Source organism: Bacillus sp. ATD, from assembly GCF_050585765.1.
Taxonomy (GTDB): Bacteria; Bacillota; Bacilli; order Bacillales; family Bacillaceae; genus Bacillus; species Bacillus stercoris.
Window position 1 is genome coordinate 179,501 of the sequence record NZ_JBOBQH010000007.1, and the last position, 16,988, is coordinate 196,488.

The 16,988-nt window shown below is 44.0% G+C and carries 14 protein-coding genes and 1 pseudogene; 8 read left to right on the plus strand and 7 right to left on the minus strand.

The genetic code is table 11. From position 1 onward, the window contains the following. Positions 1-86 precede the first annotated feature (86 nt). The 4 genes from ACQXR1_RS16285 to mneS form a co-directional block, all read right to left on the minus strand. Entirely contained in the window at positions 87-2,300 is a 2,214-nt protein-coding gene (locus tag ACQXR1_RS16285) for a transglutaminase TgpA family protein (protein WP_430772493.1), read from the minus strand. Between the two features lie 21 nt (positions 2,301-2,321). Beyond that, positions 2,322-3,518 (minus strand): DUF58 domain-containing protein, encoded by a 1,197-nt coding sequence (locus tag ACQXR1_RS16290; protein ID WP_430772494.1) that lies wholly within the window; start codon positions 3,516-3,518, stop codon positions 2,322-2,324. Then, positions 3,518-4,480: an AAA family ATPase gene (locus ACQXR1_RS16295; RefSeq protein WP_040083971.1), complete on the minus strand. Its 963-nt coding sequence runs from the start codon at positions 4,478-4,480 to the stop codon at positions 3,518-3,520. Before ACQXR1_RS16295 ends, ACQXR1_RS16290 begins: the two co-directional genes overlap by 1 nt. Positions 4,481-4,631: 151 nt before the next feature. Continuing rightward, positions 4,632-5,504: a manganese transporter MneS gene (mneS, locus tag ACQXR1_RS16300; protein WP_430772495.1), complete on the minus strand. Its 873-nt coding sequence runs from the start codon at positions 5,502-5,504 to the stop codon at positions 4,632-4,634. A gap of 398 nt (positions 5,505-5,902) precedes the next feature. Between mneS and gabP the strand changes: the two genes are divergently transcribed. From gabP to ACQXR1_RS16330, 6 genes and pseudogenes are all read left to right on the plus strand, one after another. After that, positions 5,903-7,312 (plus strand): GABA permease, encoded by a 1,410-nt coding sequence (gene gabP / locus ACQXR1_RS16305; protein ID WP_430772496.1) that lies wholly within the window; start codon positions 5,903-5,905, stop codon positions 7,310-7,312. Positions 7,313-7,463: 151 nt separating this feature from the next. Beyond that, a complete protein-coding gene (gene cotA, locus ACQXR1_RS16310; RefSeq protein ID WP_430772497.1) occupies positions 7,464-9,005 on the plus strand; it encodes an outer spore coat copper-dependent laccase CotA in 1,542 nt (513 codons plus the stop codon). A gap of 160 nt (positions 9,006-9,165) precedes the next feature. Beyond that, a pseudogene (locus ACQXR1_RS16315) lies at positions 9,166-9,406 on the plus strand (DUF4003 family protein); the annotation flags it as partial. 38 nt (positions 9,407-9,444) lie between these two features. Beyond that, entirely contained in the window at positions 9,445-10,260 is an 816-nt protein-coding gene (locus ACQXR1_RS16320) for an alpha/beta fold hydrolase (protein ID WP_430772498.1), read from the plus strand. Between the two features lie 82 nt (positions 10,261-10,342). Further along, entirely contained in the window at positions 10,343-10,552 is a 210-nt protein-coding gene (locus tag ACQXR1_RS16325) for a cold-shock protein (protein ID WP_003234008.1), read from the plus strand. A 184-nt stretch (positions 10,553-10,736) separates the two neighbouring features. Beyond that, positions 10,737-10,895, plus strand: coding sequence for a hypothetical protein (locus tag ACQXR1_RS16330; RefSeq protein ID WP_040083974.1), 159 nt, complete (start codon positions 10,737-10,739; stop codon positions 10,893-10,895). Between the two features lie 32 nt (positions 10,896-10,927). Here the strand turns inward: ACQXR1_RS16330 and ACQXR1_RS16335 are convergent, their stop codons facing one another. Both ACQXR1_RS16335 and walM read right to left on the minus strand, forming a co-directional pair. Next, positions 10,928-11,974, minus strand: coding sequence for a hypothetical protein (locus tag ACQXR1_RS16335; protein WP_430772499.1), 1,047 nt, complete (start codon positions 11,972-11,974; stop codon positions 10,928-10,930). 65 nt (positions 11,975-12,039) lie between these two features. Then, the gene (walM, locus tag ACQXR1_RS16340; protein WP_004397746.1) at positions 12,040-12,411 is read right to left on the minus strand and encodes a cell wall metabolism protein WalM; all 372 of its coding nucleotides are present in this window, start codon (positions 12,409-12,411) and stop codon (positions 12,040-12,042) included. 436 nt (positions 12,412-12,847) lie between these two features. Between walM and bdhA the strand changes: the two genes are divergently transcribed. Continuing rightward, complete coding sequence (bdhA, locus tag ACQXR1_RS16345; RefSeq protein WP_069149081.1) at positions 12,848-13,888, plus strand: (R,R)-butanediol dehydrogenase; 1,041 nt, start codon at positions 12,848-12,850, stop codon at positions 13,886-13,888. A gap of 46 nt (positions 13,889-13,934) precedes the next feature. On the opposite strand, the gene iolT is transcribed toward bdhA, so the two are convergent. Continuing rightward, entirely contained in the window at positions 13,935-15,356 is a 1,422-nt protein-coding gene (iolT, locus tag ACQXR1_RS16350) for a myo-inositol transporter IolT (RefSeq protein WP_014663039.1), read from the minus strand. Positions 15,357-15,925: 569 nt separating this feature from the next. Between iolT and ACQXR1_RS16355 the strand changes: the two genes are divergently transcribed. After that, positions 15,926-16,951, plus strand: a complete 1,026-nt coding sequence (locus ACQXR1_RS16355; RefSeq protein WP_430772500.1) for a potassium channel family protein — start codon at positions 15,926-15,928, stop codon at positions 16,949-16,951. Positions 16,952-16,988: the final 37 nt, after the last annotated feature.

Genomic DNA, 16,988 nt, shown 5'->3' on the forward strand with positions numbered 1-16,988 from the left:
TTGGCAAGGCCGTTTGCCGGAGTCAGGCCAACTCGCTCCCAGACTCCGATAATATTCACTAATTCTAACAACACGTCGATAAGTGGTCAAGACCATCTTCTTTTAATTAAATTTTCCCATAACTCTCTCGAATCATTCCATAGCGCCGAAGAATCTTCATTTCTGTAAAGCGCCCTTTCATAACTTAATGTCAGCTTTGACATGTCTTCTATGTCGTATTTTTCATCGATTCGTTTCGCATAATCACGCAGCGTTTCACTGTCTCGTTTCGGCAGTCCTTTTCTCTTCAGTTGTTTCAGCAGCGCGCCATACGCCTCAAAAAACTCGTGCTGATCGCTGCGCCGCTTCAATCTCCTCACAGCGAAAACAGGAATCCATAACGAACGGAAAGCATACAGCAATACCGCTGCCACCAGGAGGACTGCAAGAACCACAAGCGCTGCATACCAGCCTGCACCGGCATTTGTATGCGAAGCGGACGGCTTTTTAGAAACAGCTGGCTCCCGCTTTTCCTTTTGGTTTACCTCTTTTTGCGGCTGTTTTTTCTCTTCTTTCTGTTTCTCTTTTGTTTTCTTCGGCGAGCTGCTGTTATCGCTGGCAGAGTCCTTTGTTTCAGAAGAAGTAAATTGAGCCGGATTAGTAAACCCTTTAGTCGGCTCAAATGTAACCCAGCCCTGTTCCGGGAAATACACCTCTACCCAGGAATGGGCATTGTTATTTGTCACTTCGTAGATGCTGCCATTTTTGTTTCCTGCTTCTTTGTATTCGCCGGACGTATAGCCCTTTACCCAGCGGGCCGGAATACCGGCCGAGCGCAAGAGCACCACCATGGCGGAAGAAAAGTTATCACAATAACCCATTTTCGTTTCAAACAGAAATTGATCGACATAATCCTCATCATTCTTAGGAATGGTCACTTTTTCTGTTTCATATGTGAACGCATTTGACCCTAAATAGTCCTCAACCGCTTTCACCTTATCAAACATATTGTCGTGATCCTGAGTCAGTTTGATCGCAAGGGTTCTCACCCGCTCTGGCAGTGAATCTGGAAGCTGCATGTAGCGATCGCTGAATGTGTACTCCTCACTGTTTTTTCTCACTTTTACCTTTCTCAGTTCATCCAGCTTATAGACCGGGGAATTGTACGCTACTTTATAATTCCCCATATTTCTGATTTCACCGGCTTGTTCACTGATCGGAGAAATTTGCTCCGTGTTGCCGTTCATTTCAAGTGAGACAGCCTGCTTTGGCTGAATGGTGACCGCACCAATCGGATACATCAAATGGTTGTACCCATAGTGCTTATCAACCTTTACACGGACTGTGCGGCGCTCTGTTGCCACTTTATGGTCAAACCACAGATTTTCCACTTTTCCTCCGCTAAGCTGATATGACATGCCTGTGTCTGTTTCAACCCAGCCTTTCCCGGTATACGTATCCTTCGTTTCCACACGGAAATACGTCCGCTCTTTTCCCTGCCATGTAAAAACAGGTGTAGCATCCTGCTGGAACGGTCCGCCGAGTGATTCATCATGATTCCCGTATCCGATTTTGCTTTCTCCTGCAGACACGCGGTCTTGATGAGTGATTTTTTTAAGAAAAGGCACCGGATCAGGCCAGGCTGGATCTGATTTTGGAGCGGCGAGTCCGAATCCCACTGCAGCCAAAACCAATACAGATAAAGGAAGAAACCATTTCAGGACAGATGTTTTTGGCAGTGTGATTCTTTCCATCAGCTTAATGCGTTCTAAGTATAAAAGGCCCAGCATAAAGAAGCCGATCAGCACGATACGGATGACGGCAAAAGTGGCATCATATGGCGTAAAGGTGTCAAGAATCGTAATATACGCTACTGTCATCATAAAGAAAAACAAAATTCTTCTCTGGTAAATCACCCAATAATGCAGGAGATAGACCAGCAGCCACAGCAGCACAAAAAACAGCAGGGTCCGAAAAGAAGGAATCATGTCATTCCATTGCCCTGATTGAATCAGCGTGATATTCAGATAGACATCCTGCAAAAAAGAGCTGACCCAGCTCAAATCGAATATAGATCCTTGATAAAACAGGATGTGTATCGAAATCAGCGTAAATAAAACACAAAAAGGAACGGTGACAAACCACTTCATCCTGAAAAATGTCAACAGAAACGTCAAGCCGATAAAGACAATAAAAAAGCCCGTATGTTTCGTTTCTGTAAAATGATCAAGCGGCCTGAGCCACTCCCACAGCAATAAAAAAGCCAGAAAATAAAATAACAGCAAGCTCAAACGGCTTCCCTTCTGATCATCGTGCGGCATGTGAACCCGTCACCTCTCTTTCTAAACAACATGCGAAACTCGTCCGCCCCTCATGACCTGAACTCTGATTTGGCGTTTCATCATGCGTTCAATCACGATATTTTCAGCTTGAGAAAGCTCAGCAGCTTTCTCTTTTGCCAGTATCACCGTAACCCGGCCGCCTCCGATTTCTGCGAGGTGCAGCAGATCTTCCGTTACCTGTCCCGTGACGACCACTTGATCAGCCTGGCGAACAGATGGCTTTCCCAGCTCCCCCCGTGCATATCGGCTTATCGGGTCAGCCGCATTACAATGAACCACGGCTAAATGCCGAAGCATGTGCTTAAAATGCTGATCCCCTTCCTGAATGGGGAAAATGTTTTTTTCCTTTCCGACGGAAGCCAATCCTGCACCCGCTCCGTTTTTTAAAACAGAATAAAGGATCGAAGCAGTCGCTGAAACAACTTCTTCGAATGCTTCAGAGGGAAAACGGTCCATCAGAAGAAACAGATTTTTGCTTCGGGACGGTTCAAATTCCTTCGTCATCAGCTGGCTCCGCCGTGCAGAAGTCTTCCAATCTAATGCAGCAAACCGGTCTCCCGGCTGATAATTCCGCACACTTGCTGCGACTGAGGAATGGTGCTGATGAATAGGAGAAGAACCGCTTACACCGTCTTCCTGATGCCTCTCATTCACCTGATAGGAAAAACGCTGAAAGGATGGATAAACAAACAGGATATCTCCCAGCTCAAAAAATGCTGTTTTTTCAATCAAGCCAAGAACATCTCCGGTTCGCACCCTGACAGCATGAAAGTGATGCTCTCCGCGCGGTACCCGAGCTAATTCATACGACATCGTCATACTCCGTTTAAACCAAGGAAAAACAAGCCGTTTAGCCGCGGCTTCGTCTCGCTTCAAGGACTCAATTCCTTCTGGCAGGCAATCTTCAATCACCATATACATCAGGGGAAACGGCAGCTTCCGTCTCAGCGTAATCGTCACGCCCAGCCTGTCCCCCGCATGCAATTGTGTTTTATCCATCTGCCGTGAAGCCTGAAATGAGCGGAGCGGATACAATGCCAGCAGCCCGGCATACAAGACAAAAGGGAAAAACGCGTAAAACAAAAACCAACTGACAAAGCCGCCCTGAAACATCGCATAAGAAAAAACAGCAGCCGTCAATAAAGTTAATATTATCAGCTTCCAACCATATACAAGCCATTGCCAATTCTTATTCATCAGCGGACCGACGACCTTTGAACCGGCACCTTCACAGCTGACATGATCTCCCCTACGATCGCTTCTGCCTGAATCCCTTCAAATTTTGCCTCAGGATGAAGCATCATCCGGTGCGGCAGCGTGAAAGGAGCTAAATATTGAATATCATCCGGGATGACATAGTCGCGATGATGCAGCAGCGCGTAGGCCTGTGCCGCTTTCATGAGAGCGATTGAGCCGCGCGGACTGACACCTAATTGAACAGAGGGATGCTGTCTCGTTTTCTGCACGATTTCAACGATATATTCTTTAATACTGTCATCGGCACGGACATTTTGCACTTCCCGCTGCAAACGGATGAAATCTTCTCTAGTAATAACCGGCTCAAGCGTCTCAATCGGATGGCTTTTTTCCTGAAGAGATAAGACATCAAGCTCTTCATTAAAGGACGGATAACCCATCCGAAGTTTGAATAAAAAACGGTCAAGCTGGGCTTCCGGCAAAGGATAGGTCCCTTCATATTCGACCGGGTTTTGCGTTGCCATCACAAAAAACGGAGCGGCAAGCGGCATCGTATGGCCATCTACCGTTACGCTTCCCTCTTCCATCGCTTCAAGCAAAGCCGACTGTGTCTTCGGAGAGGTACGATTGATTTCATCGGCCAGCACGATATTTCCCATAATCGGACCGGGACGATATTCAAATTCCATCGTTTTTGCATTATAGATAGATACCCCTGTTACATCAGATGGCAGCAAATCCGGAGTGAATTGGATTCTTTTGAAATCGGCGCTGATTGACTTCGCCAGCGCGCGGACCATCATCGTTTTTCCGACTCCGGGTACATCCTCAAGCAGCACATGCCCTTTGGCAAGAAGTGCTGCCAAGCTGAGTATGGCGATGTCTCGTTTTCCAACCATTACTCTATTAATATGTTCAACTGCTTTCCCCAGCAAAGGATGCAGGTCTTCTTGATATGCCATTCTTTTCCTCCTATTTATCTACAAAATTCATCATATCGTAACCTAACTTTACCACAAAAAGAGATTTGTATAAAAAAACGATTCTAGCAAATTGTTTCCAACCCAAGCAGAAGAAATCACGCAAAAAAGCTTCCTGTGACAGGAAGCTCCATTATTTTTGTTCCAAAGGCTCCATATGAACATGTGAATAGTCAATCGCATGCTCCTCCTTCATCCTCCGCTCAATTTCATTGGCTATATCGTGGCTTTCCGTAATATTTAAATCTGCCGATACCTCAACCACCACATCAACATGAACCGTACTGCCCAAGTATCTTGCTTTTATGTCTTTTAAACGGCTCACGCCGGAGATTTTTTCAATCGTCTGTTTATAAGCTGAAATGTCCTTTGTATCGAATCCATCAGTCAAAGAGTGAGATGACTCTTTAAAAATATCCCATGCGGTCTTGCAAATGAGAAGGCCTATCACAAACGCAGTGACCGTATCGATCCAAGCTAGATGGAATTGAGCAGCCACAATGCCGATAAACGTGCCGATACTGACGAACGCATCTGATTTATTATCAGCAGCCGCAGCAAGGAGCGCCTGGCTCTTTACCTTCTTGGCCAGCCTTTTATTGTACTGGTAAACGACCAGCATCAGCGCTGCCCCGCCTGCTGCCGTCCAAGCCGCAATCATATCCGGCGTCTCTTGCTTAGCAGAAAAAATAGATTCTCCGGCATTGAACAACACTTGCAAACCGACAACCATCATAATAAAGGATGCGATAAGCGATGCAATCGTTTCCGCCCGAAAGTGGCCGTATGGATGATCTTCGTCAGGAGGTTTTTGAGAGATGCGCAGACCGATCAGAACAGCAACAGAAGCAATAATGTCCGTTGTGTTATTTAACCCGTCTGCCGTAAGTGCTTCCGAGTGAAAAAAATAACCGATGACCAGTTTAATCGCGGAAAGGACAAGATACGCGGCAATACTGATCAGCGCCCCGGATTCGCCTTTTTTCAATTCATCATACCTCTCCATACAAAAACCTCCTCTCCACTCACGTTTTCCTATGATTATCATACAAAGCTGAACCGCAGTGGGTCTACAGAAACATGATTCACCTGCCACAGAAAAATAGTGATGATGGAACACTTTTTCTCTAATCCAATTTATTGTGACTCTAAAAAGCCCTTTAAACCTAATGAAAATCTACACATTAGCGATCCTTAGAATTGGAAATATCAAACAAACTTGCAAAAGTGAATTATAAACAAAATATTCATTCCTATATTTTGAGAAAGCGCAAACAAAACACTACAAATTTGAAATAAAACGTTATATTTTCTCACATGAATTTTCGACAAACTGTATATTTATGATAGAGTTTCAATTATCATAATATTCAGTAATGATTTCATTCTTAAAGGAGGTAACTTATGAACCAGTCTCAACCAGGATTAAAAAAAGAATTAAAGACGCGCCATATGACAATGATTTCGATCGCCGGCGTCATCGGTGCCGGGCTATTTGTAGGCAGCGGTTCAGTGATTCACTCGACCGGTCCCGGTGCGATTGTTTCTTACGCGTTGGCCGGATTATTGGTGATTTTTATTATGAGAATGCTCGGTGAGATGTCTGCCGTAAACCCGACGAGCGGATCGTTTTCTCAATACGCTCACGACGCCATCGGACCTTGGGCAGGATTTACAATCGGCTGGCTGTACTGGTTTTTCTGGGTGATCGTTATCGCGATCGAAGCCATTGCCGGTGCTGGCATTATTCAATACTGGTTCCATGATATTCCGCTCTGGCTGACAAGTTTGATTTTGACGATTGTGCTCACCCTGACAAACATCTACTCCGTTAAGTCTTTCGGTGAGTTTGAGTATTGGTTCTCCCTCATTAAAGTTGTGACCATCATTGCTTTTCTAATCGTTGGTTTTGCCTTTATTTTTGGCTTTGCACCGGGCAGTGAGCCAGTCGGTTTTTCGAATATTACAGGCAAAGGCGGGTTTTTCCCGGAAGGCATCAGCACTGTACTGCTCGGCATTGTCGTTGTCATCTTCTCTTTTATGGGAACTGAAATCGTTGCCATTGCAGCAGGAGAAACATCCAACCCGATCGAATCTGTGACAAAAGCAACCAGATCCGTTGTATGGCGCATCATCGTCTTTTACGTGGGCTCTATCGCCGTAGTCGTGGCGCTCTTGCCATGGAATTCAGCAAATATTTTAGAAAGCCCTTTCGTCGCTGTACTTGAGCATATAGGGGTGCCAGCAGCCGCACAGATCATGAACTTTATCGTCCTCACAGCCGTACTCTCTTGCCTGAATTCAGGTTTGTACACCACATCCAGAATGCTGTATTCACTTGCAGAAAGAAACGAGGCGCCGCGCCGTTTTATGAAATTGAGCAAAAAAGGCGTTCCCGTACAAGCTATTGTAGCCGGAACATTTTTCTCTTATATCGCGGTCGTCATGAACTATTTCTCACCGGATACTGTCTTTCTATTTTTAGTCAACTCATCAGGCGCAATCGCTTTACTCGTCTACCTTGTCATCGCTGTTTCCCAGCTGAGAATGCGGAAAAAACTCGAAAAAACAAACCCGGAAGCTTTGAAAATCAAAATGTGGCTTTTCCCTTTCCTCACTTACTTGACCATCATCGCCATCTGCGGGATTTTAGTGTCTATGGCATTTATTGATTCCATGCGAGATGAGCTTCTGCTGACAGGTGTCATCACGGGAATCGTTCTGATTTCTTACCTTGTATTCAGAAAACGCAAGGTGGGCGAGAAAGTAGCTGCAAAGCCAGTCACACAGCAGCAGCCCGATATCCTGCCTTAACGCTGATCAAATCCTAAACGGCCTGCCGTTTAGGATTTTGTTATTTTCTTCATTAGGCAGTCTTCAGCACGAAGATTTTTTGTAACCATCACGTCCTTATTGTCATTAACTATAATACCAATTTGGAAAATTTAAATAAGGACAGATGAAAATGACACTTGAAAAATTTGTGGATGCTCTCCCAATCCCAGATACACTAAAGCCAGTGCAGCAATCAAAAGAAAAAACATACTACGAAGTCACCATGGAGGAATGCACTCATCAGCTTCACCGTGATCTCCCTCCGACCCGCCTGTGGGGCTACAACGGCTTATTTCCGGGGCCTACCATTGAGGTTAAAAGAAATGAAAATGTATATGTGAAATGGATGAATAATCTTCCTTCCACGCATTTCCTTCCGGTTGATCACACCATTCATCACAGTGACAGCCAGCAGGAAGAACCCGAAGTAAAGACTGTTGTTCATTTACACGGCGGCGTCACGCCAGATGACAGCGACGGGTATCCGGAGGCTTGGTTTTCCAAAGACTTTGAACAAACAGGACCTTATTTCAAAAGAGAGGTTTATCATTATCCTAATCAGCAGCGCGGGGCTATATTGTGGTATCACGATCACGCCATGGCGCTCACCAGGCTAAATGTCTATGCCGGACTTGTCGGCGCTTATATCATTCATGATCCAAAGGAAAAACGCTTAAAACTGCCTTCAGGCGAATACGATGTGCCGCTTCTTATCACAGACCGCACGATCAATGAGGACGGTTCTTTGTTTTATCCGAGCGGACCGGAAAACCCTTCTCCGTCACTGCCTAATCCTTCAATCGTTCCGGCTTTTTGCGGAGAAACCATACTCGTCAACGGGAAGGTATGGCCATACTTGGAAGTCGAGCCGAGGAAATACCGATTCCGTGTCATCAACGCCTCCAATACAAGAACCTATAATCTGTCACTCGATAATGGCGGAGAGTTTATTCAGGTCGGTTCAGATGGAGGGCTCCTGCCGCGATCTGTTAAATTGAATTCTTTCAGTCTTGCGCCTGCTGAACGTTACGATATCATCATTGACTTCACAGCGTATGAAGGAGAATCGATCATTTTGGCAAACAGCGCGGGCTGCGGCGGTGACGTCAATCCTGAAACAGATGCGAATATCATGCAATTCAGAGTCACAAAACCATTGGCACAACAAGACGAAAGCAGAAAGCCGAAGTACCTCGCCTCATACCCTTCCGTACAGCATGAAAGAATACAAAACATCAGAACACTAAAACTGGCAGGAACCCAGGACGAATACGGCAGACCTGTCCTTCTGCTTAATAACAAACGCTGGCACGATCCTGTCACAGAAGCACCAAAAGCCGGCACAACTGAAATATGGTCCATTATCAACCCGACACGCGGAACACATCCGATTCACCTGCATCTGGTCTCCTTCCGTGTATTAGACCGGCGTCCGTTTGATATCGCCCGTTATCAAGAAAGCGGGGAATTGTCCTATACGGGTCCGGCTATCCCGCCGCCGCCAAGTGAAAAGGGATGGAAAGACACCATTCAAGCGCATGCGGGTGAAGTCCTGAGAATCGCGGCGACATTCGGGCCGTACAGCGGACGATACGTATGGCACTGCCATATTCTTGAGCATGAGGACTACGACATGATGAGACCGATGGATATAACTGATCCCAACAAATAACCCGACAAACTTGCCTCTAGCAGGCAAGTTTTTTCTTTATGAAACCTTTTCCTCAATTTATCGTATTACGTAAAAACAGCAAAAGGAGCTGCTTTTTTTCTGAACACCATCTACACAAAACATTTCCATTTATGCTGAATGAAAATCAAAATGAAAATGAAAAGTTTCACACGATCAGATATTAATACTCATTTCCTCTGCATATATTGTGAATAAAAGAGAGTTTGATTTTCAGCGCTTTTATGATTTGAGCAGCGATATTAAATCAAACATCGGCAGCTTCACAACACTCAATTCACACCACTGCTTTACTATTGCTTCTATTCTGGACAATTCATTTTCAGCATGAGGCAAAACAAACATGTCATACTTTCATTGATGTATACAATGAAATGGTGCAGCCAGTCATACTCATGACGGAAACTAAGGGAGGAGAAATATGCCATACATCACATTAGAAGATCAGACACGCCTTTACTATGAAACACATGGGAGCGGGACACCGATCCTGTTTATACATGGGGTGCTGATGAGCGGACAATTTTTCCACAAACAATTTTCGGCGCTTTCTGCCAATTATCAATGTATTCGTCTTGATCTTAGAGGACACGGCGAATCTGACAAAGTGCTTCATGGACACACCATTTCCCAATACGCCCGTGACGTAAGGGAATTTCTAAACGCAATGGAGCTTGATCATGTCGTTCTTGCCGGCTGGTCAATGGGGGCCTTTGTCGTATGGGATTATCTTCATCAATTTGGGAATGATAACATACAAGCTGCTGTCATCATTGATCAATCTGCTTCCGACTATCAATGGGAGGGCTGGGAACACGGCCCATTTGATTTTGACGGTTTAAAAACAGCGATGTACGCCATTCAGGCTGACCCGCTGCCATTCTACGAAAGCTTCATCCAGAATATGTTCGCAGAGCCGCCTGCCGAAACAGAAACAGAATGGATGCTGGCAGAAATCCTCAAACAGCCTGCCGCCATTTCAAGCACGATTTTATTTAACCAAACGGCTGCTGATTACCGCAGCACTCTTCAAAACATTAGTGTGCCGACATTGCTGTGCTTCGGGGAAGACCGGAAATTTTTCTCTACCGCAGCTGGGGAACACTTGCGCAGCAATATTCCAAACTCGACACTCGCCACCTTTTCTAAAAGCAGCCATTGCCCGTTTTTAGAAGAGCCCGGCGCTTTTAACAGCACACTCCTCTCCTTTTTAGATGGGCTGACTGGAAAGTCATAAAGAAAAAGGAATTAGGAGATTAGGGAAAAGTATGAGACAATAAGAAATGTGCAGTAAAATACATGAGGGAAGAAGTGACTTTATGTCTTACTATAACAAACGTAATCAAGAACCGCTGCCAAAAGAAGATGTGAGTACTTGGGAATGCACAAAAGAAGACTGTAACGGCTGGACCAGAAAGAACTTCGCCAGCAGTGATACGCCATTGTGCCCTTTGTGCGGAAGTAAAATGGTCGACGGCATCCGTTCATTAGTGAATCTCCAAAACAACAGTCAAACGAAAACAAGCTAGTTCTTCCCTATAACAAACGCAGTCTCCTGCAAGCAAACAAACCTCGAACGGAGACAAAATTCTATATTTCAGAATAAAGCCTCTCATGGCAAGAGGCCAAAAGGAAAGAAGCCCAAAACTGTAAACGTTTAGGGCTTTTTTGTTTGTTTTAATGGTATAATATGGATACAAAAGGAGTGATAACGTGATCTCAAACCAGCAGCAAAAAGACCTGCAAAAAAGAGCTGCGTTCAAAAAGCTGAACCTTGCAATGAACTCTTATGTTGAACTTCTGTTTTTGTCGATACCACTAATCCATTTTTTAAAATGGCTCGGATCATTAGCCCGGCACCTTGTCCATTAAAAAACCACTCAGCCTAAGCCGAGTGGTTTTTATTAGTTGATCACAGAAAAGCTATTAATAATACCGTTCGGATTTTCCCATACTTTTTTGAAGGTCTTATTTTCAAGGTTATAGGAATAAATCGTCCGCACCTTAGCTTCACGCCCTGTTTCGTCCTTCAGCTTTTTAGCCCTTTTGGCTTCGGCAAGAAAATAAATGTTCTTTCCATCCTTAGAGAACTGAGGCTGTGCGTCAATTAACAGCTTAAATGATTTTTGATTTGTGATGATGCTTTCATACTTTTTCGTATCCGCATTGAGCATCTGAATAGCAGCGGTTTGCTCCGTCCCTTTCTGCGTATATGATGTAAATAAAATACGTTTATCATCATCAGAAACAGCAATATCGCTGATAAATTGATTTAGGCTTTTAAGCTCATTAAATTCATTTTGGCGGCCTTCCGCAAAATGAATCGTTGTCGGTTCAGGGTCAATGCCCTTTTCGTTTGCTTCATCTGTTTTCATGTAGTCTTCTTCTACAGAATAATGAAGCAATGCAAATGAATCGTTTTTTTGGTTATAAAAGAAGCTGCTGACGGTGTCATCCTGATCATTAGCGGCAGGATAAATGTTTTTGTACTTCTTCGTTTTCAGATCAAAAGCGGCGATCCGGAAATTACTTTCATCCGCTTTTCCTAAACGGAAATAGATGGTTGAACGGTCCTTTGATAAAAACAAACTGTCCGCACTCTCCGCGCCTTTATAAAGCATCGTCTTTTTATTAGACTTTAGACCTAGCCTAAAAAGCCTCATTTCATTCTGATCATTATTGCCCGTATAATAGAGCACCTGCTGTTTTTGATCCAAGGCAAATGCCGGATAGCTGGTCAGCTTCTCCTCATGGATCACCTTGTCCTTTTCATAATACTTTGTCAGCAGATCCGTATCTGTAATGGAAACCAGCAGCTCATCACCGCTTTCGGTATTGACTGTCACATCAGCAGCCTTCTGATGGCCTTTATCCTTTGCAACATAAAACGCAACCCCCGCGGCAGCTGCCGCTATTATCACTGCTAACAATAATATGATTCTTTTTTTCATCTTTTATCTCCACCAATAGAAAAAGCAAGAATGTGACTTCTTGCTTTACAGATTATATATGTAAATTAATAGCTGTAATGCCCCGCTACCTTACCTTTGCTTAGTGGATATCCAAGCGCTTTAAACGCTTTAGGACTTACATCAAGCACCGCATTAGGCATTCTGCCAACATCATTTTTATAAACCGTAATCACCTTTTTAGGCTTCGCTTTTGCATAAGCTCTGATTTTTGTTCCGTTTCTAGGAACATCAAATCCGATCTTGGTCGCACAATCCCAATGTCCAAGTTTCTTACCTGAAGAGCCTTTTTTCCCGACTCCATTATACCAAGTAATATTTCCGTTCACATGTTTCGCACTGGCATCTGATGAAAAACTCAAAGCTCCCAAAGTACTTCCTACTAAGATAAAAGCGGCTAAAATGACTTTCTTCAACATTTCGTCCCCCTGTTTGTTAACATCTAGGAAGATTATACACGATCAACCAGCTATTTTTTATTTCAATATCCTTACAGTAATGTTACAAAGTCAAAAAAGTTACCTCTGCTAAAATAAACCATGGAAGATTATCCTATTATAATAGCGGTATTAGCGTTATAATTATTAATAGAGTAGTTGTCGCATTCAATATGAACGAACCATTACCGTATTGTTCAAACCAAATTCATAGCTATGTAAACGATTGATACTCTCATATAAAGAAAAAAGAGTGTGCGAGACTCTTTTTTCTTCAAAGTTTCTTTTTTCAAAAAACGTAGATTATATTATATAAAAATTTCATTTCTTTTTTGGTTTTAAAAATGGCGATTTTGTGAACAGTTCATATTGACCGGTGCGGAATTACTCACATCAAAAGTTATAGGAGTGGTAATCCATGAAGGCAGCAAGATGGCATAACCAAAAGGATATCCGTATTGAACATATTGAAGAGCCAAAAACGGAGCCGGGAAAAGTAAAGATCAAAGTCAAATGGTGCGGCATCTGCGGGAGTGATTTACACGAATATCTCGGCGGCCCGATCTTTATTCCGGTTGACAAACCGCACCCATTAACAAATGAAACAGCACCTGTCACAATGGGGCATGAATTCTCCGGTGAAGTTGTCGAAGTCGGAGAAGGCGTTGAAAATTATAAAGTTGGAGACCGCGTCGTAGTAGAACCGATTTTTGCTACACACGGCCACCAGGGCGCTTACAACCTTGATGAACAAATGGGATTCCTCGGCTTAGCCGGCGGAGGCGGCGGTTTCTCTGAATACGTCTCTGTAGATGAAGAGCTTTTATTCAAACTCCCTGAGGAATTATCATACGAACAAGGTGCGCTCGTTGAACCTTCAGCAGTCGCTCTATATGCTGTCCGCTCAAGCAAACTCAAAGCCGGCGACAAAGCGGCTGTATTCGGCTGCGGCCCGATCGGACTTCTGGTGATTGAAGCACTGAAGGCGGCCGGTGCTACTGATATTTATGCTGTTGAGCTTTCACCTGAACGCCAGCAAAAAGCTGAGGAGCTTGGCGCGATCATCGTTGATCCATCTAAAACAGACGATGTAGTCGCTGAGATTGCAGAACGTACAGGAGGCGGAGTTGACGTAGCATTTGAAGTCACTGGTGTTCCGGTGGTGTTGCGACAAGCCATCCAGTCCACTACAATTGCCGGTGAAACAGTCATCGTCAGCATTTGGGAAAAAGGTGCTGAAATCCATCCGAACGATATCGTCATCAAGGAACGTACAGTAAAAGGAATTATCGGATACCGCGACATTTTCCCGGCTGTATTGTCATTAATGAAAGAAGGCTATTTCTCAGCCGACAAACTCGTAACGAAAAAAATCGTGCTAGATGATTTGATTGAGGAAGGCTTCGGGGCTCTTATTAAAGAGAAAAGCCAAGTCAAAATCCTTGTCAGACCTAACTAATCAGCATAAAAAAGAATCCGCGCTCGTATGCGGATTCTTTTTTATTTTATCCAATCACTTCAGCGCCAGAATCTGTCTTGGCCCCGCCGTGATCATAAGCGCGGAAGTTTTCTTCCAGCTGCTCAAGCGAAAGTCCCTTCGTTTCCGGTAAAAACTTCTTCACAAACAGGACAGAGCAAATGCCTAATCCAACGAAGATAAAGAACGTTGTGGACAGCCCAATGGCGGCCAGCAATATCGGGAAAGTGAAGCTGACTGCAAAATTCACCATCCACAGACAGAATACCGTGACACCCATTCCCAGTCCGCGAAGGCGAAGTGGGAAAATCTCAGAAAGCATCAGCCACGTCACTGGTGAAATGGCCCCCTGCTGAAAAGCAAGGAATGTAACTGTTAGTGACAGAACCACATACGGAAGTGCCGGTGATCCTTGAAGTACAAGTGAAAATATCCCGATCAGCAATAATGCTGTTGTCGTACCGATCAAGCCCGTCATCAGCATCGGCCGGCGCCCCACTCTTCCCAGCAGCCAGATTCCGACGAATGTTGCCAATACTGAAATCACGCCATTCGCAATGTTTCCGATTAAAGCGGCTTCCGTTTGGAAACCAGAATTTCTTAGAATTTCAGTCCCATAATACATAATCGAATTAACACCTGTAATTTGCTGTACAATCGCAATCCCTAATCCAATAAACACAATACGGCGCACCCATGGGACTGAAAGATCTTTAAACGTTGCTTTTTCAAGCTGATCTTCTTTTTTGAAAGCGAATTCAATTTCTTGCAGCTCAGCTGCTGCCCGCTTTTCATCCCTGATTTTTTTCAATACACGCAAAGCATCTTCTTTTCTCCCTTTCGATACAAGCCAGCGGGGACTCTCGGGCATTCTGATCATCCCGAAAAACAGGAACACGGCTGGAAGCGACGCAATGACCAGCATGAACCTCCACACATGGGAGTTGTCTCCCATTGTTGTTCCAAGGATTGCATTAAAAACAAAGGCCAAAAGCTGTCCTGATACAATCATCAATTCGTTCTGCGTCACCATCCGTCCCCTGCTTTCCACAGGAGACATCTCTGCTAAATAGGCAGGCACCGTTACTGATGCACCCCCTACCGCAATACCAAGCACAAAACGGGAAATGATCATGACCGTAACATTCGGAGCAAACGTACACCCGATCGTCGAAATAAAAAATATAACAGCGAGGAATAAAATATTTTTGCGGCGGCCGTTAAAATCAGACATCCTGCCGCCAAACACAGCACCCAGCGCGGCTCCAAAAAGAAGTGAACTGGTGACAAGGCCCTCTGTAAAGGCATTGAGATTAAGCTGATCCGGCTCTCCCATATAAGGCAAAGCTCCATTGAGCACACCGGTATCATAGCCAAAAAGAAGCCCGCCGAAAGTAGAGACTAAAATAATCGTGCGTAAAAATGACATTTGATTGCCTTGTTTATTCATACTGTTTCCCCCAGTCTTTTTCAAAATCGATCAATGCGTATTTCAAAAAACTTATTCCAGGGCTGCTGCCTTCCTCACATTTCGTCATCAGGCTTCAGAAAAAAGTTCTTTATGTTTTTATGCAATAACCTTATAACCTTCCCTTCTTATTAGCATTCCAGCCTCCTTGGAAGCGATTTCATTTTTAGCTAAAAAAACAATGAGTATTTCTTTGAGCATAACCTTTCTATTTTGTTATCTTATAGTCACTTTATAGTCCTATTGTAGTAATATGATAGTGACATTTTTGTTATATCTGATATTATCATAATTATAAAAACGTTTTCAGTCAATATAAATTTCTGAAAATTTTTTATTCAACAAAAGGAAAATCACTAATTCAAGGGGAAAACGAACGGAAAATGTGTGAATTAAGTCAAAATCTCTGTGATTTTCTGTTCATATCGATAAATGAGTAAGTGTTGGTTAACTTCATCTAAAATCAAACATTCGGTCAATTGTTTCAGACTCAAGATAAAAGGAAATAGAAAAGAAAATAAAAGAAGGCTGGCTTAAGGGAGGCAAAAAAAATGAATGAGGGTTATATCATTGCAGGCCTTTTATTATTGACAGCGGGGATGATTGATTTTTTATGGACCACGTTATGGTTAGAGAGCGGTGCAGGCCCGATCACAAGATGCCTGTCTGCTTGGCTGTGGAAAGGCTGCCGCAAAATCAGCGGAGACCACGCAAAGGTTCTGAGTACGGCAGGTCCACTGCTGTTATGCCTGACGTTAGTGATATGGATCAGTCTATTTTGGAGCGGATGGGTGCTGATTTTCTCGAGCGACCCTCATTCACTTGTGGAAGTTCAATCGAAAGAACCGGCTTCCTGGTCAGACCGAATTTATTTTTCCGGCTATGTCATGTTTACTTTAGGAAATGGCGATCTCGCACCAAACGGAGGCCTATGGAAGCTTGTCACGGTTATTGAAACAGCTCAAGGACTGCTTACCATCACTTTTTCCGTCACGTATTTGATTTCCGTCTTGAGTGCGGTGAATCAAAAGCGTTCCTTTGCCCAAAGTGTATTAAGTCTAGGGCATGATGGAACAGAAATCGTCCATAATGCATGGAATGGCAAAGACTTTCACAACATTGATTTTCTTCTTGTCGCCGCCTCATCAGAGCTTGGAAAGCTGACCGCTCAGCATAACGCCTTCCCCATCCTTCATTTTTACCACAGCACGCAGCATCAGGAATCCTCCATTATAGCTGTTGCTGTATTGGATGAGGCTTTAACCATTTTCAAATATGGTATTCCTGAACAATATCAGCCAAATCAGCTTCACATTAAAGAAGCGCGCTCAAGTATCAAAAACTACCTGGACACCGTTCATACTGCCTATATCCATCCTGCAGAACAAGCGCCGCCGGAACCAGACATCTCAAAGCTTCAACAATCAGGCATACCGGCTTTATCTAAGCAAACATTTCAAATTGCCGTCAATTCAATAAAGGAACGTCGTCAATTGCTGCTGGGAATTGTCCAGGCGGGTGCTCGAAAATGGCCTGTTCAGGAGCAAGCAATAGATAACGCATATTCTCCTAAATAAAAAAGTCCCGAGTGCTGATCACTCGGGACTTTTCACT

What these genes read in the sequence shown, in the direction of transcription:
- ACQXR1_RS16285 (WP_430772493.1), bottom strand. Translation starts at nt 2,300, where the DNA reads ATGCCGCACGATGATCAGAAGGGAAGCCGTTTGAGCTTGCTGTTATTT.
- ACQXR1_RS16290 (WP_430772494.1), bottom strand. Translation starts at nt 3,518, where the DNA reads ATGAATAAGAATTGGCAATGGCTTGTATATGGTTGGAAGCTGATAATA.
- ACQXR1_RS16295 (WP_040083971.1), bottom strand. Translation starts at nt 4,480, where the DNA reads ATGGCATATCAAGAAGACCTGCATCCTTTGCTGGGGAAAGCAGTTGAA.
- mneS (WP_430772495.1), bottom strand. Translation starts at nt 5,504, where the DNA reads ATGGAGAGGTATGATGAATTGAAAAAAGGCGAATCCGGGGCGCTGATC.
- gabP (WP_430772496.1), top strand. Translation starts at nt 5,903, where the DNA reads ATGAACCAGTCTCAACCAGGATTAAAAAAAGAATTAAAGACGCGCCAT.
- cotA (WP_430772497.1), top strand. Translation starts at nt 7,464, where the DNA reads ATGACACTTGAAAAATTTGTGGATGCTCTCCCAATCCCAGATACACTA.
- ACQXR1_RS16320 (WP_430772498.1), top strand. Translation starts at nt 9,445, where the DNA reads ATGCCATACATCACATTAGAAGATCAGACACGCCTTTACTATGAAACA.
- ACQXR1_RS16325 (WP_003234008.1), top strand. Translation starts at nt 10,343, where the DNA reads ATGTCTTACTATAACAAACGTAATCAAGAACCGCTGCCAAAAGAAGAT.
- ACQXR1_RS16335 (WP_430772499.1), bottom strand. Translation starts at nt 11,974, where the DNA reads ATGAAAAAAAGAATCATATTATTGTTAGCAGTGATAATAGCGGCAGCT.
- walM (WP_004397746.1), bottom strand. Translation starts at nt 12,411, where the DNA reads ATGTTGAAGAAAGTCATTTTAGCCGCTTTTATCTTAGTAGGAAGTACT.
- bdhA (WP_069149081.1), top strand. Translation starts at nt 12,848, where the DNA reads ATGAAGGCAGCAAGATGGCATAACCAAAAGGATATCCGTATTGAACAT.
- iolT (WP_014663039.1), bottom strand. Translation starts at nt 15,356, where the DNA reads ATGAATAAACAAGGCAATCAAATGTCATTTTTACGCACGATTATTTTA.
- ACQXR1_RS16355 (WP_430772500.1), top strand. Translation starts at nt 15,926, where the DNA reads ATGAATGAGGGTTATATCATTGCAGGCCTTTTATTATTGACAGCGGGG.